Raw genomic sequence first — 20,808 nt, 5'->3', positions numbered from 1 at the left:
TGCTATATGGCGGGCCAAACTAGTGCGCATTGCTGATTTGAGGGCTCAAAATGATGCACACGGTCGGCTGATTCAAGCGCGGCTTGGAAGCGTTGACTCTCCGTGTTAGCCAACCTTGAATAGGACAAAACCAAGTTGCGGCCTTCTTCCAACCGTTTAAAACTGTCACTGTTGACTTAGGCGGGAACAAAAGCAGCTCTAGGCGAGGCTCACCCATATCTTCCGGCAATGGCCAGCTCAGACCGGCCTCGGCTAAACGCCGAAGATACTCGCTTACCGTGGGACGACTGGCGCCGCAATCTGTCGGTTGCTCAGCCCTCGCTCCCATTTCAGGCGAAGAACTGCTTTGATCTTGCGCTTGGATAACCGCTCCGCAGACATTTGGTCTCCTCCGGATGAAAAGACTCAGAGTACCGTTAAGTTATTCCGTGCCGAACGGCTTCGATGGGGTGAGTCAGGCAGCCTGCCGGGATGGCAGCTTTCGCGTGGAATGAGTAGCAGGCTGCGCCTGGAATCAGTGGCCAGAACCCTCGGCGAAAATGCGATACTTGAGACCAGACAATTTTTAGAGTCGCTGAGCCCTGCATTTCGGCAAATTCATCGAGAAGTATTGATTTAGGCAGAACTCAAATTGGGCAAAGCTCGACACCAGAAACCGGACAATCGTGTGCCCACAAGTGGCGCAAAACGTGTAAATATCGGTTTTAAAGAGGTTTTAAACTTTTTAGCCCAGCGGCCATAAGCTGTTGAAAAACAAAATTTATGCCGACTAAAATCTCATCTCACCGTTTAAGATTACCGCCCTCCGAAGGCAGTGGTCACAGGTTCGAATCCTGTCATCTGCCGTTGCTTCCATCCCAAGTAATGCAGTTATCCTATTCTGAGTCCCAATGTGGCAATGGACTACCCAGGAAAGGAAACTGTATCCAAGTAGAGTTAAATTAGTTTCGTTTCCACAAAGACCGTTACCGCCTGTTTCTGAATCTAGCCGACGAATTCAGTACTTTGTGTGGAAATTTAACCGGACCCCGTATACTAGAATTTACATTAAGTTTCTTTAGTACTTTGCGTGGAATTATGACCCTAAGTTATTGATTTGTAGTCCCAGAAAATAAGTACTTTGTGTGGTCATCTAACCACACAAAGTACTTAATTTTTCAACATGGACGACCACACAAAGTACTTAATTTTTCAACACAAAGTACTTAATTTCCACGCAAAGTACTTAATCTGGCGTACTACCGTCTCACAACCGAAAGCTATCCGAGTTGGTTGGTTGCGTAGCCCTTTTCTAGGCCCGGTCATAAAACTCCTGCGGAGTGTTTAGAAACTCGCGATGGGATTGATTGGCTTAGGACGCTGATTGCACTCTTGGAACACGAATCATAACCTAAAGGCAAATCGAGCCAATATTGGAGACGTTACCGAGTTTGAATATCCGAAATGCATTGGTTAATAAGCTTTGTTTGTGACTCTGCAAGATAAAACCCCAACCGTGGTCTACGTTATTACCGCTCTTTGACCAAAAATCCGTTAAAAGAACATTATTACGGATTTTGTTTTCGCCCTCTCCTTTTATCTCTGCGGCATACTCGGAGCCTTTCTGATGAGCAAAATCGGCCAAGCACGCGTGGTCACGCCTGTATACTTTTCTCAATTTTCTATACATATTCGTGCCGACATATATAGAACATTGGCCTTTATACATAACTTCCAACTAGGGTGACGGTCAAATTTGACCGCGCCATGCCCCGCTTCCAACTGCCGATTCTCCATTCACCGCATTCTGTGTGCGCGCACACCAATTGCTTTCGCCCTGCCGGCTACCACTTTTTGCCTCCCAATCCCTGCGCTCTTCGGTCAAATTTGACCGCTACTGGCGACACCCACCCTTCACGGTCAGTTTTTACAGGCATAAGCTTTCTTAAAGTAACTTTTTCGTCGCTACAGGTAGTGTGCCGACTGCCAAGCTGCCCTACCGTTTTCTAGTCGTAGATTTTTAGACGCAATTGTTTATCAAAAAACTACAAGAAAAGTTAGTTTTTAAGAGTGCAAAATTAGCGCTCAGAAAACGACCGTTTTCTGATAAAAGCAGACCTTTTTTCAGAAAACGGTCGTTTTCCCGGTCCGCTACTCGGAAACAAGGCACGCTGAGGTCGCAAAGCGGACATTCAGACGACGCTGATCACAGTGCGCGTTGTCTGGTTGGCCGTAAACCGCTTCAGGCGACCTGCGAGTAGGTAACCACTCAGCGTCACCAAGCCGGATTGTTTGTGGCCCTGGAGTACTGTGTCGTTTTCCCAGTGGCCAAGCGCGGCACGATGCTCAATCTCTTTGGGGCGGCAATCTATTCCGACCCGATTCGGGATTTTACCAAGGCCCGCTTCCTTCGCTCTGCGTTTTCGACCACGGTTATTCCGGTGCCGACAGAAGCTCCAGAGGCGACCACCCAGGAGACGATCCCGATGGATCAAGTCATAGACCCACTGGTGACTGACTTGCACTGGAATGTTCTTGCGGCGCATAAAGCCTGCAATCTGTTCCGGACTCCAATGCTCCTTCAGTCGTTCAGTTACCCAGTCCGTCAGCCACTGCACCCGTTTGTGACGCTTGAAGGCGGTTCTACGCCGGGTGTTTGCCTGATGTTGAGCCCTCTCGGGCTCGTAGCCTCGAATGCTGTTCCGTCGCAACTCGAGGCTGATCGTGCTGTTGTGGCAGCCAAGCATTGCTGCGATCTGTCGTTGGCTTTTGCCGGCCACACGCAGGGCCGAAACCTGGTATCGTTGTGTTTGGGTCAGTTGTCGGTACTTCATCACTGCTTCACTTTGGTCGGTAAAGCCCGTGAGGGTACCGGCGACAGCCCTCCCGCCTCTACCTGGTTACGCCAAAATGCTGCAGTTATTATCTGAATTCACGAATAGAGGAGGTGTGTCAGGGTTAATTTGATACCCATACAGAGACCTAGCGTACCATACCACCATGTTAATAAACTCATCAGTTCCAATATGAAGACTGTGATCAATAATATGACAGCACAACATCGCGTCGCTTGGCGGTCCTTCCCGCCAGGCCCCGTGACAGCAGCGTATAAACGCATGGTGGATTCGGGGGAGGTGCGACGAGATGACGCGCAGGTCGCTCTGGCGGCAAAATTCGATGCCCTGCACGAGTCTCTTACCTCGCTCCCACCAGTATCAGTACGCAGCGACGAACCGACAGAGAGCAGCTTTAAAAACAGCAGTCCACTGTTACGGTTACTGGCGCGATCCTTGGCACACGCTCAGTCTTTTCTTCGAAAGAAGTTCCATTTGTGGTCTTTTGGTCCACCACCGCGAGGCATGTACATTCATGGACCGGTCGGGGTCGGCAAGAGCTTTCTAATGGATATCTTTTACGCATCGGTTTCTGTTCCTGATGATAATTCTTGCTGTACTAATGACAGCCACAAACACATAAACATAACCAAACGCCGCGTCCACTTTCATGAGTTCATGCTAGACGTCCATCATCGCATCTTTGCCTACAAACAGGAGTACCCACGAGGTGATGCGATTCCCATCATCGCGCAACAATTGGCACAAGAAGCCCAACTCCTGTGTTTCGATGAATTTCAAGTGACAGACGTTGCCGATGCCATGATTTTGAAGCGACTTTTTTCATTATTATTGGATTTAAATGTGGTGGTAGTGGCTACCTCGAATCGCTCTCCCGATGCCTTGTATGAGGGAGGCATTAACCGCTCCCTCTTTTTGCCTTTCATAGACATTTTAAAACACACATTCGACATTATTTCCATGGAGGATTCCAGCAAGGATTATCGACTTGAAAATCGAGCGGATGGTCAATCCTATTTTTGGTCAAACAAGAAAGTTCATAGTGATAATAATAATAAAAACAACATGCAAGCGCAGTTGGAAAAAATATTTGGTAGCACTGCATCCGGAACTGAGGCCGAGATCATTCCCGTCCTCTTTGGTCGCACCGTCCAGGTGACCCGATTGAATGACCGGTGCGCCTGGTTTGACTTTTCCGAGTTGTGCTACCAACCGCTCGGGGCGGCCGATTATATTTCTCTCTGCCGCCGATTTCCGGTCATCATCATGGAGCGCGTCCCCCAACTGGACGCCAATCACCTCAACGAAGCACGACGATTCGTGACCCTCATTGACGCGTGTTATGAATCTCGCACCCGCTTGGTGCTGGCGGCACAAGTCCCGCTCGACGAGTTGTTTGTTGATTTTGAAGCGCAAGCCGAAAGCAGCGACGGAGATGAAGAATTGATCGTCAATGAAAAGGGAGGAAACTCAAGTTCCTTTGCGACCACCATGATTCGCACCAAAGAGGGAGAATATTATGAGTGGTCGGCGACGGGTCGAATTGGCGTGTCGCTGGCACAATTATCGTCTGCCAATGATCTCGCCTTTTCCTTTCGACGAGCCGCTTCTCGGTTGGTTGAAATGGGAGGAAATGAATGGGGACGGCAATGACTAAAGGTCTTTATCTTGCAAACCTATGTCAGGGCAGTTCATGAATCTGATCTGGCCGATGGATTTGGGCTCACTTCAGTTCCTGCCTCTCTGCACAAAAAGTAGGGGCCCGTAATGAAAGACCTCGCATGGCAATATTTGTTTCCTTCATCAACCCGATGCGTTCATCCAATAGCCGGTTATGTGTGCCGACATCATCTTCACCATTCAACCTATTCGCGGCAATTAAGATAGGCAGTTATAGCCAGTGGCATTAATAAACGAGTCACGGCACATACCTTTCGGCATGCCTTTGCGACAGAGTTATTAAGATCTGGAAGTGATATTCGAACGGTGCAGGAAATACTCGGGCACAGCGATATCAGAACAACTGAAATCTACACGCATATATTGGGCGATCGACGGGCGGGAACCGTGAGTCCTTTTGATCGATTGCCAGGTTCATAATGCGCTTCATTTCGATCGTTTTGGTGGGAAAAAAGCCATCATTTTTGATCGTCGCGAATGTTCGCTTTTGTTTAGGAGCGGATCTTTTACTCTGGCTTGATTCTGATAAAAGCGGACCTGTTGCAGTGCCGAAAGGACTATTAGGAAGGCCTGGATGATGCTACAAACAGCACACTGATCAATGGGAGTTTCTATTTTTCGAACAGCCCCAATGCCGAAGCTGCGACTCGTAACGATCACTTGACCCACTTCATTCCTTCCAATGCCTGAACGAGCTCTAGACGCATCGCAAATTCATAATGCCCAGCCGAATCAGATTCTGCCTCGCTGCCTGTCGAAATTGTCCAGAACCACATCGGCTCTCCGTTATTTCTCTCGGGAGGCTTATAGCCCAAAACTTCTGCCAGCTCATGGCCTAGCGAACCATATTGCAGGTTGGCTGCATTATAGTTCTCGTAGCCAACTGCCTGGGCCAACTTGGTTGCCGTAATTGTGTGGTTCGGAGATGAATACTGAGCCTTCAGTAGGTCGAGATACTTGGTGTTACGGAAGCGACTTTTATCCCGCAGTTTTAAAAGGGCTTGCTGAAATTCTTCCTTGGTTGCTATCACGAGCTCTCTCCACTTGTATTGTTAATGCGAACAGCAGGGGCGCAACGTCAGGAGCATCCCTTGCCTATGTTTTGATGCTGTGCAGGAAATCTATGTAAAGCGCCTCATGCCCTTCATTGTGGGTTCTCTCTCCTGGCTTTGTCAGAGTTCCTTTCGGTGGAACGTAGCTTTTTATCCATTTCTTAGGCGTCGGGCTCCAACTAACATTTACCGCTGCAAGCTTGGGAAAGAAGTATAGTGATGAGTACGCTGGTACGTTGTCATGAATCCACCACGCTAGCGCTTGCCAATTCCCCGTCTTTTCGTAGTAGTCAACAAACGAATTAACGACAATACATGCAGTTGCTCCAATCTCGCCATTCTTGTCTCGGTAATCCCAAATGTGATTAGCATAGGTCGACTCATTGCTGGAGCAGTTATATTGATTTTTATTTTCGGCCCCTTTTCCGTTCACAGCGGGAGAGCGGTATCCAGATCTGATTGAAATGCGGCCTAAAGCTCTTTGAATTGGCTCAAGGACTTCCCGGCAAAGGCCGCGTCCCGCCTCAATTGCTCTATCAGGATATTCTGGAATATTCGGGATCCGCTCGATTTGAGAGATTTCCGAGTATAAAAAATCTCTCATGAAGAACGAGTTAGATAAGCGCACTCGACCCAGTTCCTCAAGCGCCTTCACAGATTGTGGTGATCGCAAAACTACCTCCTTGAAACACATGCTGAAATAAGCAGCGGCCCGATAGGGGCGTCTGGTGGACGGCCGCTAGGCCGGGAGCAAATCTAAGCGTCTTGTTATTTGGTTACTTGCTATCGCTGAAATGTGACCCTTTCTGGCAAGTAAATTCGTAAAGGCAAAAGTGATCTGCCAAATTCTCCATTTCTGAAGCAGCGACTTTCCTCTGCGTAAAAATGCGCTGCGACTTATCTGCACCTTAATAAGACCACATATGGAAATCTGCAGCAAAACACGAGCGGTTAGAAATAGTGTCATGGGGATCTTGGGCAGCGCAAAAGGTCCGCTTTGTGGTCAACACGGTCAGTCGCGGCACCGTAAGAAAGGTCCGCTTTGAGAACAAACCGGTCATTAAGAGCCCTGAGTCTTTAGCCGTCAGCTAATGGCCGTTCACGGCAAAGCCATAGGGGATGAATTGCGAATAACTCTGCAGTACTCAATAAACTAGCCGTATACGTCCTTTGAGTGTCCTCTCTGAGACTGCCTGCTCGACGAATGAGCCTTCATCCATTCCAAGCGGCATCTGGCTTCCACTGAGCTACCCATGCGGGGATCTCAGCTGCTGGCATCGGCCGTGCAATTCCATAACCCTGAGCTTGCTCGCAGCCCATCGCTAGCAACTGAGTTCCGTGGGCCGTAGTCTCCACTCCTTCGGCAATGACCTGACGATCGAAGGCCGCAGCCAAGCCAATGATACCCATCACGATCGCACGGTCATCCGGGTCCTCTAGCATGTCCTTGACGAAACTCAGATCGATCTTCAGCAGATCGGCGGGCAAGCGTTTGAGATATGTCAGCGAGGAGAAACCCGTACCGAAGTCATCCAGCGCAAAGCTCACACCAATTTCGCGGCAGGCGTGCATGATGGCTGAAACGTCGGCCATGTCACCCAGAGCGCTGGTCTCCAGTATCTCCAGCTCCAACCAACAGGGTTTTATTTCCGGGTGCCTGGCCAGTGCCTCTGACAGTTTGGCGGCGAAGTCTCGCTGCTGTAACTGCAGGGCATCCACATTGACGCTGACGGGGATATTCAGTCCCATAGCGAGCCATTCGGCCATTTGCGACAAGGCGGTATCGATCACCCATGCCCCTATATCCAGGCTTATTGGGTGGTCCTCAATGATAGGCAGAAAGTCTCCGGGCGGGACTAAGCCACGTTCAGGATGCTGCCAACGGATCAAGGCTTCGGCGCCGATCACCGCACCGGTCTTCATGTTCACTTTGGGCTGGTAATACAACACGAACTCATCGTCATCGAGGGCTCGGTGGATATGTTCGATACTCTCGCGCTGGGTTTTGACCGATTCGTCGTGATGGACGTCGAACAGGTGGTAACGGTTCTTGCCCATCTGCTTGGCAACATACATCGCCTGGTCGGCATGACGCATGAGCTGATCGGCATCGGCACCGTCCTGCGGGTAGAGCGTGACCCCGATACTGGCGGATACTTGTAACGTTACGCGCCCTACGGTGACAGGGCTAGCCGCCGCAAGAAGCAGCCGCTTCAACGATGGCTCACAATGTTGAATCATCTCCAAATCACCCAGGACAGCGACAAACTCATCACCGCCGATGCGTGACAGCGTGTCTCCTTCACGTAGAGCCTCATTCATACGCTGTGAAAGCATAATCAACAATTTATCACCCACTTCGTGTCCATGGGCATCATTGACGGCTTTAAAGCCGTCCAGATCAAGGTAAACGACGGCCACCGATTGCCCTCGTCGCTCACTCTGGCTCATGGCGTGAAGAAGGCGGTCTGCCAGCAGCACACGATTGGGTAGATTAGTGAGAGTATCGTAATGGACAATATGTTCGAGCTGTTGCTGGTACTGCTTCATCAGCGTGATATCAGAGAACAAAGCCACATAATTCTTGGTCTGTCCATCGGCATCTGAGACTGCGCTGATCGTCATCAGCTCGGCGAATAGCTCACCGTTTTTACGCCGATTCCACAGCTCTCCATACCAGTGTTTTTTGCTGAGCAATGAGGCCCACATGTCGGTATAAAACTCTTTTTTCTGGCGATCTGATTTGAGTAATCGTGGGTTTTTGCCGAGTACTTCGCTGCGGCTATAGCCCGTGATGTGGCTGAAGGTGTCGTTGATTTCGACGATGTTACCGCTGCTGTCGGTGATCATTATGCCTTCACGTGCATGGGTAAACACGCTGGCCGCTAGTCTGAGTTGCTCTTCGGCGACTTTACGTTCGGTGATATCAATAAACTCGATGACCCGTGCATCGTAGTCCTTGTACACGATATTCTTTCCCTTAATGGCTAGGGGGTACTTCGAGCCATCCTTGCGCACGCCGACAACTTCGTAACTATGGTCATAGCCGCTGTGTATATTGCCCAGAACGGTCTCGAGAGATTCTGGCGCGATGAGCCCGAGACCGTTCATGCCGACGAGCTCCTGATAGCTGAAACCAGTGATATCGGATAAGCCCTGGTTGCACTCGAGAATCAGTCCTTTGTTGTGAATGACGATGCCGCCATAAGAGGCCTCACTGAGTGCTTTGAAGCGCCTTTCACTCTCTCTTAGCGTGTCTTGAGCATGAGCCATGCGGCGATTAAAGCGGTGCAGGTAATAGGTGATGGACCCAGTCGCGGCTAGCAATAAAAGTGCTGCGAAGAGTGCCGGGAGTACCCAACCGGGCAAACGACTGGGGTTGGTGTTGTAGATGAAACCATCAAGAGAGTTGGATTCCGAGACTAGCCCGGCTTTAACGAAGGTTTCGGCCATATGTTGCCAGCGTTGCGGATTCATATGGCCGATTTCGATCAGGTCGGGAAAAATCAACTTGCGCATTTCAGCGGCTTCAAAGCGCAGATGATCGCGGGTCTTATCGACCTGATACTTAGTGATCAACAGATCGATAATCTCTTCCGGGTTGTCCATCGCATAACGCCAGCCCTTCAGCGTCGCGCGGCGTAGCGCCTCGACCCGTTTTGGATGGTCGCGCAGTTCAGCCTCGGACGTAAACAAAATATCACTGTAGAAATCAACTCGATAACTACCCGGATCGATAATGTTGTACGCAATGTTTTGCAGTTTTAGAAAGTACGGCTCGTTAGTGGTGTAGGAGTTGAACGCAGCGACCTTGCCAGAGATGAGGTCATCAAGCTGATAGCTACTCGGAATGATGTTGAGCTGCGAGAACGAGATACCTTCGTTGAGCAGCATGGTCAAAAAATCGGCGTCTTCATCTGAGTTCGCCAGCATGACGTTTTTGCCGATGAGGTCGTGTACAGAACTGATCTCGGAACTCTTGAGAGTGAGTAGAACAGAGGGAGAGTGCTGAAATATCACGGCGAGAGCGACGAGTGGCTGCCCCTGTAGGCGCTGGTAAAGGACTTCACTATTACCCTCTGCATATTGGGCTCGCCCGGATAGAACTTCAGACACCGGCTGATGCTCAGGATCTCCGGCATGGAGGCGAACCTGTAACCCTTCCTCCTTGTAGAAACCTTTTTCAACGGCAGCATAGTAGCCGGCAAACTGGAACTGGTGATGCCAGCGCAATTGCAGATCAACAATATCCTCTTGCCCTGCGGGTGCTGCAACGGCAGGAGACATCCATGTCAAAAAGAACAGTGCTGAGCAGAAAATCAATGTACGCAGTATTGGATAGATAACGACGTCCTTGGAGATCGATTATGAGCCTGACCTCAGGCCTATATCAGGATAAATCAAAGCGCAGCGGGGGGCTTCCCGTTGAACACTGGTAGAGTTGGATTTTACACCGATGTGCATCATCGTTCGGAAATATAACTGTGCCAAGCTATTTCAGCTCAAGTTCAGAACTGGCAAAACCAGTGCCCGAACTATGTGCAAAGGTCAAAAGGGGGTAAGTAGCGCCCATCACCGGCGTAAACTACACTTAAAGTCCCTGAATCGTTAGGGGCTTAGGCCATAGCTCGATTACAGCAGGAAAGGTACGCAAAAATTCGGAAAGTCCGTTGTTAGAGACTGGTGCAGTCGCCGTGCCTGCACTTGATAAAACACTATAAATCACCGGCATCTGTCCCACCCATCTGCTCCAAGTAACGTCATCAGTGATCAACTCGGTCGTGAAATAACCCACGTTTATTCGGCTGGCCTTGCCAGCATCAAATATTACGCTTCGTGTCGGCGATGCATGCACTCCGTACTCAGATACTTCAGCTTCATCAATCAAACCGTTGGGCCGCAATGCCATCCCTTCAACAAAACCGTCATGTGGCCCAATTTGGGTCCGCAAATATTCAGCGGCCGGCTCATTATCGGTGTAATTGGGGGTCAGATGAACATTATTGCTTGGTGAAATGCTCATCTGACCCCAGTTTTCCGCTACGATCAGACAGTCCAGCGACCCGGGTCACGCAGGCGCTAAGGGCTTGTCCCTCATTTTATGAGGTAAGACCGGTTAGTGAAGTGCCAGGCCACCTAACTTTTTCAGGAGAAAAAAATGTCGGACACCAACATCGAACTTATTTCCACCATTAGCGAAGACAACAAACTGGAACTTGCCCTGCGCGAGATCGAGATCCCCCAGCCCGGCGAAAACGAAGTGGTCATCCGCATCGAAGCCGCCCCTATTAACCCATCTGATCTGGGAGTGATGTTCAGCGCGGCCGATATGACGACTGCGAGCCAATCCGGTAGCGCCGATCGCCCAGTCATCAGTGCCGATGTCCCGGCCAAGTTCATGGGTGCCGTTAGAAAGCGGGTTGGCAAGCCTATACCCGTAGGCAACGAAGGGGCCGGTACAGTCGTCGCTGCGGGCTCATCAGCCGCTGCGCAAAGCTTGATGGGCAAAACCGTTGCGGTAATTGGCGGTGGTAGCTACCGCAAATATCTCTGTGCCAATGTGCAAAGCTGTCTGGAACTAGGGCCGGGTACGACTGCAGCCGAAGGCGCTTCAAGCTTTGTTAACCCGCTGACGGCATTGGTCATGGTAGAAACCATGCGCGCTGAAGGTCACAAGGCTATCGTTCACGCTGCCGCCGCCTCTAACCTCGGACAAATGCTCAACCGGATCTGCATCGCCGACGGCATCGACCTAGTCAATATCGTCCGCAAGCCAGAACAGGAAGCATTGCTGCGCGAATTGGGTGCCAAATACGTGGTTAACTCCAGTAGCGACAGCTTTATGGCAGACCTGACCCAAGCACTGATCGAAACCGGCGCGACTATCGCGTTCGACCCTATCGGTGGCGGTAAATTGGCTAGTAATATTCTCACCTGCATGGAAGCCGCCGTCGCTCGCAACATCACTGAATACAGCGTGTATGGATCTGACATCTATAAACAGGTTTATATTTATGGCGGGCTTGATCGCGGTCCCATCACGCTAAACCGCAGCTTTGGTTTTGCCTGGGGTGTGAACGGCTTTTTACTGTTTAATGCGTTAGGAAAACTGGGCAAGGAAACCACCATCGCCATGCGCAAACGCATAGCCGCCGAGATCAAAACCACGTTCGCCAGCCGCTACACTCACGAAGTATCCCTGGCCGATGCTTTACAACTGGATGCGATCGCGGTTTACGGCAAACAGGCTACCGGAGAGAAGTTCCTAATCAAACCACAGAGCTAACGTTTGATCTTTGGCCGCAAGGCCATCCTAGGCTGCTGGAGTCAGACTGACTCCAGCAGCCGGAATCTCTTTTCGTGCCGTTTAAGATACGAGCTGAGGTCAGTCTGTTGTTAGAGACCGGTGCAGTCGCCGAGGCTTTGTTCTCCCAACAGCAATTCTCGGCGTCGGCAGCTAAACGTAGCTTCACGCCTTGGTAACCAAATGGAAGTATGGAATTGGTCGGGAATGTTCCGTTAGAGTACTTCACTGGAAGGTCTCGAAGTATCTCCGACGATGGTTGCTGTTCTATTGGGTAGTTCAGGTCAGTACCGGGGCACATGAAACGGGCGGTTTTGCCTTTGAGTGAGCGTAAATTACGATCCAGAAGGGCCAGACTTCACTATTCAGTGAAGCCTTCCGATGGCGGTTTACTCGGTCAGACATCTGAACGATTTAAGCAGCACTGAAAGGTTCGATAACAGCCCAGTTAGAATCATGGTCGCGGCCAACCTCTTCGACAGGCGTTGCGACCATTAAAAAGTGGACCTTTTTGCCGCGCCCAAACGGGCTATTTAAGGTGGCCTGGATAGGTGCTCCAACGCCTGCATAAGCAGGGCCTGATAGAGCCTCCTTTTAGAAATGCCAGCAGTAACGGGGTAAAACCTCTTATTTGCCATACAGCATTTGATGGGCTCGCAGGATGGGTTCATTAACCATTAGCGCCCGTTTGAGTCGTGTTTGAAGGGATGGCGCACCAGCCTCCACCTGCAGTAGTGCCGAATGCGCGGCACACAGCGTTGTTGCCGCACCCCAGTCGGAAAACAGGGTCTGTGCCCATTCCCGGAATTCCCTCGCCGCTCCCGCACGTTTTTCCAGCGCAAGCGGCAGCGTGGGATGCAGACTCACAAGGCCTTTCGCGCCCAGCCTTGGGAGCCAACCCGGCAGCTCTGCGTACCCAAAGGTATCGTCCACGTGGATCGCACCCGATTCGGGATGAAACACCAGCACGGATGAGAAGTGCACATTTTCGTTGTCGGAAATGAACACAACGCCCCGGGGCACCGAAAACTCCAGGTCATCACGGTACTTTTCATGAAGGGCATCGTGCTCGGTGCATTCGGATTCCCAGGGTAAATTCGGGAACCGGTTACGATGCCGGGCTGTGCCGTAGAGTTTCGCATGAGGGTAAAGCTCGTGCATTCTCTCGACATTAACGGTGTGGAAGGGGTGTACATTGAGAATGGCCTCTACCCTGGCACCGCCAACAATCGAGTTGATCGTCTCCTGCTGATAAGCATCGAAAGCGTAAGCGTCCAGGAACACGAAGTTGCCACTGGCAAGCTGTACCAGGGAGGCCTGCGTTCCGATATCAATACGCCTCCCGAGCTTGAACGACCCGCGAATATTCCAGAATGTGTCGGCCACTTTGATGATGGAGTTGTTCATCCCTCAAGTCCCCTCGTTACATGTGAAAAAATCATAACTGATTGAATAAATTGCATATTGGGCTAGTTACACTTTTTCTGGCTTTTCACTACATTTCCCTCTAAAGACTGCGGAACATGTCAACCTCATATGGACAACTCTTTAAAACGTTAACCTCTACTTGCCCGCTCCAGCGTCTTTCGTGCTGCCGGTAACGTTGAGAAGTTCACAGTGGTACTTGTCTCACCTTCGAGCGCTTCCGAAGTGATCGGGTTGATGTGGACAGCTTCCTGTTGCGGCGTCGTTTTACGAGAGCGCCTGGCCGGGTCTGGAGCGGTGCTCTGACGTCGTCGCCATGCGTATACGGTGCTTCGGTTCAGCCCCAAAGCCTCACAGGCAAAGCGGAACGGAATGTGCGCCGGGCGCGCCTCAAAGACCGTCATGATGGATCGCTTCCATTGTTCGACAGATCGAGCATCGACAAGGCTTTTTTTGGAGATCCACACAGTCCTCCGTCACCCGCAAACGGTGCTGCGTCTTGGCCAGCTCTTTCCCTAACTGCTCAATGCGTTTCTGATCCGGTTTTTTTGATGCTTTAGGCCCCGGTGCAGACTTGGATAAAGCAGCCTCGTCCCCGGCTTTCAGCTGCTTACGCCAATTCCACAATTGGTTGCTGTAGAGGTTTTCACGGCGCAATAAAGGGCCGAGTTCCCCGTGGCCGCATTGATCTGCTTCTGCCAGTATTCTCAGCTTGTACTTCGTAGAAAGCCGACGACGGTCCGCTTCTCCAACTAACTGTCTGGCAGAATGTGATTATCGGGTATTTGTGACTCAGGTTTTGGCATTGCTTACACTCCTCAATCCGCGTCCTAAAATCTATGTTAACTCATAGACCGGGTGTATGGACTGAGGTTGACTGACACACAAGGCAAAGACCGTTACCGCCTGTTTCTGAATCTAGCCGACGAATTCAGTATTTGATCGGAATAAAGCGTTTGGGTGAAAACTGGAGGCTACGCTTGCTCGGCCGCCCTGCCCCTTTTTTCTGCGTTTTAAGCCATTTGCACCACCGGCGCGCTCTTGAGATTACGCGTGTGCTGGTAATCGATATCCTGTGGCGAGGCCCAGAGATTGAGGCGGGCCTCGCGAACCAAGCAATCCGGACTTTGGTGTTTTTGTAGCCAAATTGTTTCTAAACTCGTTTGACCTGGCGATCGAATCCCATCAGACTACTGTATAAATAAACAGTATCTGGTGTAAATCATGTCCTGCATCTTGCTTGGTGACGCCCAAACCTTCCTCCGCTTGCGCATCCCGCTCTTTCTGGAGCGAGTATCCGCTGGCTTTCCCTCACCCGCAGAGGACTACATTGAGAAGACTCTCGATTTAAATGAGTTGTGCATTCAACACCCTGCAGCGACTTTTTTTGTGCGTGTGCAAGGGGAGTCCATGATCGGTGTCGGCATTTTTCCTGACGATGTCCTGGTGGTTGACCGATCTCTGCGAGCACAACACGGTGACATCATTATCGCCAGCCTGGAGTCAGAAATGACGGTTAAGGAGCTACATCTCACACCTCCACCAGTGTGCCTGCTTCCAAGAAACCCGGCTTATCAGCCAATCTTTATCGAAGACGGCATGGTGTTAGAAGTGTTTGGTGTGGTCACCAATGTCGTCCGATCGCTTAAGCGAGGACGGAAGTCATAATGACGTCCACCGAGACAACTGCATGAAAACGGTGTTCGCCCTTGTTGACTGCAACAACTTCTACGCCAGCTGTGAAAAGCTATTTCGACCAGATTTGCGGGATACCCCAGTGATCGTACTGTCCAACAATGACGGCTGCGTGGTTGCCCGCTCACGGGAGGCTAAAGCGCTTGGCATTAAAATGGGCGTTCCGGTACACCACATACGGTCGGAAATTCGACTGCATGGCATTCACTTGTTTTCGTCCAATTACACTCTTTACGGTGACCTGAGCCGGCGTGTAATGACGACCCTGGAAGCTTTGGCGCCGCGGGTAGATGTGTACTCCATTGATGAAGCTTTCCTGGATCTTTCAGGCGTTGAGCGGGTTGTGCCCCTGAGAGATTTTGGGCACCAGGTGAAAGACATCGTTGTTCAGAATACCGGCCTGCCAGTCTGTGTTGGCATCGCGCCCACTCGAACTCTAGCGAAACTCGCCAACTATGCGGCTAAAAAATACCGGGCAACTGAGGGTGTTGTAGATTTGACCGATACTGGACGGCAGCGACGATTAATGGCTCTGGCGCCCGTGGATGAAGTTTGGGGTGTTGGCCGGAAAATATCAGCCAAGCTCCAGGCAATGGGGATCACTACCGCACTCAAACTCGCTGACGCTGACCCTGCAACGTTGCGTAAACAGTTTTCCGTGATACTGGAACGCACAATTCGTGAACTGAATGGCATTGCCTGCATACCCTGGGAGGATGCCCCTCAGCCGAAAAAGCAGATTATGTGCTCCCGTTCGTTTGGTTCCCCGGTAAAAGCCTTACCCGACCTGGAAGAAGCCGTTGTCCAGTTTGCATCGAGAGCGACAGAAAAACTCCGGAAAGGGGGACAGTACGCCGGCACACTGATGGTGTTTTTTCGAACCAACTCGTTCCGAACGGAGCTGCCTCAGTATTCCAATAGCGCATCCGTAGGGCTGATCACACCCACACAAGACTCGAGAGTCATCGTTCAGCAGGTTCTAAGTTTACTCAGGCCTATGTATCGGCCGGGTTACGGCTATGCGAAAGCCGGCGTGATGTTGAGTGACTTAGTTAACAAGGCGATCATCCAAGAGGATTTTTTTGCCAACCCGTCACCTGATCAGGATGACAGAGCCGCCCGGTTGATGTCCGTGATGGACGAGATCAACCGAAGATCACGGACAAAGGTGTGCAGTGCCAGGCAAGCAGGCCCCGCGGCTTATGCAATGCGAAAAGAGCATTTGTCGCCGGCTTACACGACAGATTGGAGGCAGTTACCCGGGGTAACTTGAAACTTATAAAGAGGCCTTGCTTGAGGATTTAGGTCGAGTTATTCCGAATGTCGAGAGTAGTATCTACTAACAAGCTAGAACACCACCCGTTCTGCCAACCAATTCAGCCATTCTTGACAAATGGAGTAGCGAAGAAAAATTCCGCATTGTCCTGGAGACAGCTCCTTTTGTGATTGTTATAAGTTCAGAAACGGATAGATTGTTGTTCACGCCAGTGCAGCCACAAACGGGTATCTAGCTCAAGTTGATGATAATCAGGCTCCATATGGCAGCACAATTGATAGAAAGCTTTGTTATGCTCTTTTTGTCTTAGATGCGATAACTCGTGCACTGCGATCATTCGCAAAAACTCAGGCGGCGCCTCTTTGAATAAGCTGGCCACCATGATGCTGTTATGTGATTTTAACTTACTGCCTTGCACTCGTGATTGATAAGTATGAACACCTAGCGCATTTTTAAGCACCTTGAGTTTGCTGTTGTAGCTGACTTGAGAAATAGGATCACCCTTACGCATATACTGATTTTTTAGCTCAATTACGTAGTGGTACAGCATCTTATCGCTTTGTATTTCATGAAGGTCTGGATATTTTTTTTCGAGATAATTACCTAATCGACCACTAGTAATCAGCAAACCTGCTTGTGTTTTAATTTGCTCAGAGTAATGAGCTATATACTTTAAGGTAGTCACTGACTAATCCTTTATATTAGGCATATGGAGTGAGTCGAAAAAGCAATATCTGCGAATTGTAGCGTATTTCCCTCACACCTTCTGTTCACGTTTTCCTCGTGCAGGATAGATATTGTAGTGGTTCAACGATTCCGAATACCACGTAGCTGGTAATATTGCCGCTATAAGCGAGGTATCTGATGACCAGGAAACGACGATCTTTTACGCCGGAGTTCAAGTAGGAAGCGGCTTGTCTGGCGCTTGACCAAAGGCATTCTATTGCCAAAGCCAGCCGCTCCCTAGATGTCGGCGAAAACGCCTTTACCCCCAAATCCAAAGCTCTGACTCTGGAGCAGCAGCGAATTCAGGAATTGGAGGCTCGTTGTGAGCGGCCGGAACGGGCGATTCAAGGTTCGCCGATTGATGAGTGGGCTGGGGCTGATCTGTAAACAGTTAGGTCCACACGCCTACAGACTCCAGAAATTCAGTACTTTCTGTGGTTGTCTAATGGACCCGTAAACCTGCTTGTCGACATTAAACTTGAATCGTTTTGCCCAAGTTGAGTCAGATAAAATGCAATTTCCGTGACATCAACTTTTAGAGCACCAGGCGCTACGCTCACGGATAATGGAAACGTCAGCTGCTCTCCGGGGTTTAAGTTGACATACGCTGGGCCAATTAGATTCAAGCCTTCGAATCCTTTTACACTAACATTATATCTTCTGTTTTGATGACTTTTATTGATGACCTTCAATGTGTAGCTATTCTCTATCTCGCCTTGCGTATTTAAGCGATATAGGCCTCTGTCCTTGGCGACATCCAAGCTCACGAGAGGCCTCGAAGCTATGGCCCAGGTCAACGTTATTATCATCGCTATCAGAACGGCGCCATAGCCTACGAGCCGGGGACGAACAATTTTCAAAGGCTCGCCACTGAGTTCTCGCTCACTGGTGTACCTGATGAGGCCTGTTTCATAACCCATCTTCTCCATAACGGAGTCGCAAGCATCGACGCACGCCGCACAGCCGATGCATTCCATTTGAAGGCCGTCTCGGATGTCAATTCCTGTAGGGCATACTTGTACGCACATCTGACAATCGACACAGTCGCCTAATCCCTCAGCTTTATAATCCAATCCTGAACTCCTGGCCCCCCTCGCTTCTCCGCGAGCCACATCGTAGCTAATAACCAACGAGTCTTTATCCAACATAGACGATTGAAAACGTCCGTATGGGCACATATGAAGGCACACTTTTTCTCGTAACCAGCCTGCATTGAGATAGGTAGCAAGCGTAAAGAAAAACACCCAGAAGGTGGCCAACTCACCTGCTTGAAAAGTCAGTAACGAGGGTACTAGCTCACGAATAGGCGCAAAATAACCAACAAAAGTAACAGCGGTGACCACGCTGATAAGCAACCAAAGCCCATGTTTTTTCGATTTTTTATATACTTTTTGAAGACTTGTAGGAGCTCGATCCAGCTTTTTACGTTGGTTCCTGTCACCTTCTGAAATCTTTTCTACCCACATAAATGCCCACATCCAAGCGCTCTGTGGGCAGGTATAACCACACCAAACTCGGCCCGCCCACACTGTCAAGAAAAACAGACCAAACGCGCAAACGATTAAAATTGGCGATAACAGAACCAAATCCTGAGGCCAGAAAGTGCTCGAAAAAATGTGGAATTTCTTTGCCGATAAGTCCCATAAAACAGCTTGACGCTGATTCCAGGTTAACCAAACCGTTCCGAAGTAAAGAAGGAAGAGGAGCGCCCCGCCTCCGATACGTAGGCGCCGAAAAACTCCTTTAAAACTCCGAGTATAGACCTTATCGCTAATGTGACTCTTAACCTCAAGCGTTTCAATATTATGTACTTGAATGGGTTTACTCATTGGGCACTCTCTCCGGCGTAACGCCAATTTTAATTCGATGAGAATACGCTCGGGATCAAGACCGGTACAGGCTCAACTTTTTAAAATTCAATAGGTACAGATTGGTTTCAACTACTTTGGCAATGAGCTTGATTTTAAGAAGGGGAGATCGAAACAAAAAAGGTATGGTTTGATTCACGTCTACAACAGCAGGCCTCGCAGTTTGGCCAACGCCCCCAAACGGGCGCTATTCCAGGGATGTGCATAGCTAATTCTCAAACAGTTTCGAAACTGGTCAGAGGTTGAGAACAGCGGTCCTGGAGTTATTACGATGCCGTTGTCCAACGCTGGAAGATACGCAGACAACGTGTTCACGTACTCTGGCAACTCGACCCAAATCGCCAACCCGCCTTGAGGACTACTAATGCGCGTTTCACAGGGCCAAGTCTGTAGAGATGCGATCAAACAATCCCGATTGATTCGAAGTTCGTTGCGTTGACGGCGAAGGTGTGAACCTAAACTTCCATCAGCCATATACTCTGCCACTCCCTCTTGCAGATAGCGACTGGTGGCCAACTGGGTCACTAACTTAAGATGCACAATACGGTCATGCCAACGCCCCCCTGACACCCAGCCCAGTCGGAGGTCACGGGAAACGCTTTTGGAAAATGAACTGCAGAGAATGACTCGTTCATTCGGATCCATTCCCTTGAGAGGGTCTGGCGTGCCATTTAGCGCGGTGTCAGCGTATATGTCATCCTCAATCACTGCGAAGTCGTGACGTTCTGCTAACTCAATCAGACGCTTTTTCGCGTTGATGGGCATTAATGCGCCACCGGGGGTGGCGTAAGCCGGCGATACAATACAGGCTTTGATCTTCCAACGCTTCAGAGCTTCCTCAAGAGCATCAATATTCATACCCGTCTCAATGGAACTCGGTACCTCAACCACGCGAAGGCCCAATTGCTCCAAGAGCTGTAAAGCGCCGTAGAATCCTGGTGACTCAACCGCCACTACATCATTACGATGGCAACACGCCATCAACGCTAAAAACAACGCATGTTGACAACCGGAAGTTACGCACAGCTGTTCAGGTCTTGCAGCCCAGCCCCGTTTAGCGTAGCTAGACGCAAGCTGCTCAAGAAAACGAGGCACCCCCGCCGGCGCATCGTAATACTGGTGATGCTCGCCTTGTTGACGCCGCAGAGCTCTGCCAATTGAACGATTTAAACTCACGATTCCGGGGGGGAGTCGACCGGGACTCAGATCAGGCAACAGGTCAAAAGCAGCACTGCGCTTCATAATATCGAGAAACAGGTCACTCACAGTGACAGGGCGAGGCGCCTCAACTTGGCCAACGTTGAGAGATTTTTTTACATGGGTAGGCGGTAAAGTAACGAAGTAACCTGTCTTAGGTCGAGCCTCTACTAGACCCTGCGCCTCCAACCTTTGTAAAGCGTGTTGAACCGTTGCTTTCGATAGATTTTGCTCGATGCATAATGTACGAATCGATGGCAAACGCTCACCCAGTCGCCAACGGTGCTCAGAAATACCCCGCAGTAACCAGTTCTCTAATTCTTGGTAGCGGTATTGCGACGCCATTTGATCTCGCCCGTTGGAAAAATTCATTTTGAAATCAACCGAAAACTTCGAAAAACTCATCTATTATTGATCATTTTCCGACGCGTTCACCGTGCAACGTAGCATGTTACTGACACATAAGTGACGTGCCCGCGGGACAGGTCAAGCACTCTTACGGTAGTGAAACTGTTCTTCTTTGAACACGGCCACAGTTCCATCGTTGCCGCTTCGTGCAATTTCTAGAATTGCCTGCATGGAATCTTCCAACGCGGGAAGGTGTATCGGCTCGCACGTTTCGAGCAACTGAACTGCATCATCGCGGTTTCTCGATCAGATTGAACAGCCCGATGGCTCTGATCAGTCAAAGTATGTTTTGAGGGCGCCACCTGAACCATGTTTAGCTGTCATTGATATTGACTTGCATCAA

14 protein-coding genes and 2 pseudogenes are annotated in these 20,808 nt (G+C 50.1%); 6 read left to right on the top strand and 10 right to left on the bottom strand.

Translation table 11 applies throughout. The features are described 5' to 3' along the window. Positions 1–178: 178 nt before the first annotated feature. Positions 179–381: pseudogene (locus tag ABA45_RS18525) on the bottom strand (IS21 family transposase); the annotation flags it as partial. Positions 382–2,171: 1,790 nt separating this feature from the next. Continuing rightward, the gene (locus ABA45_RS19775) at positions 2,172–2,813 is read right to left on the bottom strand and encodes an IS30 family transposase (RefSeq protein WP_157035536.1); all 642 of its coding nucleotides are present in this window, start codon (positions 2,811–2,813) and stop codon (positions 2,172–2,174) included. A 192-nt stretch (positions 2,814–3,005) separates the two neighbouring features. On the opposite strand from ABA45_RS19775, the gene zapE reads away from it, so the two are divergent. Then, positions 3,006–4,487: a cell division protein ZapE gene (gene zapE / locus ABA45_RS08935; protein ID WP_048385465.1), complete on the top strand. Its 1,482-nt coding sequence runs from the start codon at positions 3,006–3,008 to the stop codon at positions 4,485–4,487. A 240-nt stretch (positions 4,488–4,727) separates the two neighbouring features. Beyond that, complete coding sequence (locus ABA45_RS19690; RefSeq protein WP_088558288.1) at positions 4,728–4,934, top strand: tyrosine-type recombinase/integrase; 207 nt, start codon at positions 4,728–4,730, stop codon at positions 4,932–4,934. 236 nt (positions 4,935–5,170) lie between these two features. On the opposite strand, the gene ABA45_RS08930 is transcribed toward ABA45_RS19690, so the two are convergent. The 4 genes from ABA45_RS08930 to ABA45_RS08915 all read right to left on the bottom strand — a co-directional run bounded on the left by ABA45_RS08930 (position 5,171) and on the right by ABA45_RS08915 (position 10,589). Next, complete coding sequence (locus ABA45_RS08930; RefSeq protein WP_048385462.1) at positions 5,171–5,545, bottom strand: hypothetical protein; 375 nt, start codon at positions 5,543–5,545, stop codon at positions 5,171–5,173. Positions 5,546–5,609: 64 nt separating this feature from the next. After that, complete coding sequence (locus ABA45_RS08925) at positions 5,610–6,239, bottom strand: hypothetical protein (RefSeq protein ID WP_048385460.1); 630 nt, start codon at positions 6,237–6,239, stop codon at positions 5,610–5,612. A 539-nt stretch (positions 6,240–6,778) separates the two neighbouring features. Next, positions 6,779–9,853, bottom strand: a complete 3,075-nt coding sequence (locus ABA45_RS18275) for an EAL domain-containing protein (protein WP_227506209.1) — start codon at positions 9,851–9,853, stop codon at positions 6,779–6,781. 304 nt (positions 9,854–10,157) lie between these two features. Continuing rightward, entirely contained in the window at positions 10,158–10,589 is a 432-nt protein-coding gene (locus tag ABA45_RS08915; protein ID WP_053076151.1) for a hypothetical protein, read from the bottom strand. A 135-nt stretch (positions 10,590–10,724) separates the two neighbouring features. Between ABA45_RS08915 and ABA45_RS08910 the strand changes: the two genes are divergently transcribed. Next, positions 10,725–11,852, top strand: a complete 1,128-nt coding sequence (locus ABA45_RS08910; RefSeq protein WP_048385458.1) for a zinc-binding dehydrogenase — start codon at positions 10,725–10,727, stop codon at positions 11,850–11,852. A gap of 645 nt (positions 11,853–12,497) precedes the next feature. Here the strand turns inward: ABA45_RS08910 and ABA45_RS08905 are convergent. Continuing rightward, entirely contained in the window at positions 12,498–13,277 is a 780-nt protein-coding gene (locus ABA45_RS08905) for a hypothetical protein (RefSeq protein ID WP_048385456.1), read from the bottom strand. A gap of 1,242 nt (positions 13,278–14,519) precedes the next feature. On the opposite strand from ABA45_RS08905, the gene ABA45_RS08900 reads away from it, so the two are divergent. Both ABA45_RS08900 and umuC read left to right on the top strand, forming a co-directional pair. Continuing rightward, positions 14,520–14,963: a LexA family protein gene (locus tag ABA45_RS08900; protein WP_048385454.1), complete on the top strand. Its 444-nt coding sequence runs from the start codon at positions 14,520–14,522 to the stop codon at positions 14,961–14,963. 22 nt (positions 14,964–14,985) lie between these two features. After that, positions 14,986–16,263, top strand: coding sequence for a translesion error-prone DNA polymerase V subunit UmuC (umuC, locus tag ABA45_RS08895; RefSeq protein ID WP_048385452.1), 1,278 nt, complete (start codon positions 14,986–14,988; stop codon positions 16,261–16,263). A 184-nt stretch (positions 16,264–16,447) separates the two neighbouring features. Here umuC and ABA45_RS08890 read toward each other — a convergent pair whose 3' ends face one another. Then, positions 16,448–16,951 carry a YgjP-like metallopeptidase domain-containing protein gene (locus ABA45_RS08890; protein ID WP_048385450.1) on the bottom strand — a complete coding sequence of 168 codons (504 nt, stop codon included), beginning with the start codon at positions 16,949–16,951 and terminating at the stop codon, positions 16,448–16,450. Positions 16,952–17,184: 233 nt separating this feature from the next. On the opposite strand from ABA45_RS08890, the pseudogene ABA45_RS19325 reads away from it, so the two are divergent. After that, positions 17,185–17,331, top strand: a pseudogene (locus ABA45_RS19325) (IS3 family transposase); the annotation flags it as partial. An 83-nt stretch (positions 17,332–17,414) separates the two neighbouring features. On the opposite strand, the gene ccoG reads toward ABA45_RS19325, so the two are convergent. Together ccoG and ABA45_RS08880 are read right to left on the bottom strand one after the other, a co-directional pair. Then, the gene (gene ccoG, locus ABA45_RS08885) at positions 17,415–18,821 is read right to left on the bottom strand and encodes a cytochrome c oxidase accessory protein CcoG (protein WP_048385448.1); all 1,407 of its coding nucleotides are present in this window, start codon (positions 18,819–18,821) and stop codon (positions 17,415–17,417) included. A gap of 180 nt (positions 18,822–19,001) precedes the next feature. After that, positions 19,002–20,402, bottom strand: a complete 1,401-nt coding sequence (locus tag ABA45_RS08880; RefSeq protein ID WP_048388870.1) for an aminotransferase-like domain-containing protein — start codon at positions 20,400–20,402, stop codon at positions 19,002–19,004. Positions 20,403–20,808: the final 406 nt, after the last annotated feature.

The sequence above is a fragment of the Marinobacter psychrophilus genome (genome assembly GCF_001043175.1).
Taxonomy (GTDB): domain Bacteria; phylum Pseudomonadota; class Gammaproteobacteria; order Pseudomonadales; family Oleiphilaceae; genus Marinobacter; species Marinobacter psychrophilus.
The sequence above is the reverse complement of the archived record's forward strand: the minus strand, read 5'-3'. Positions and strand labels throughout refer to the sequence as shown.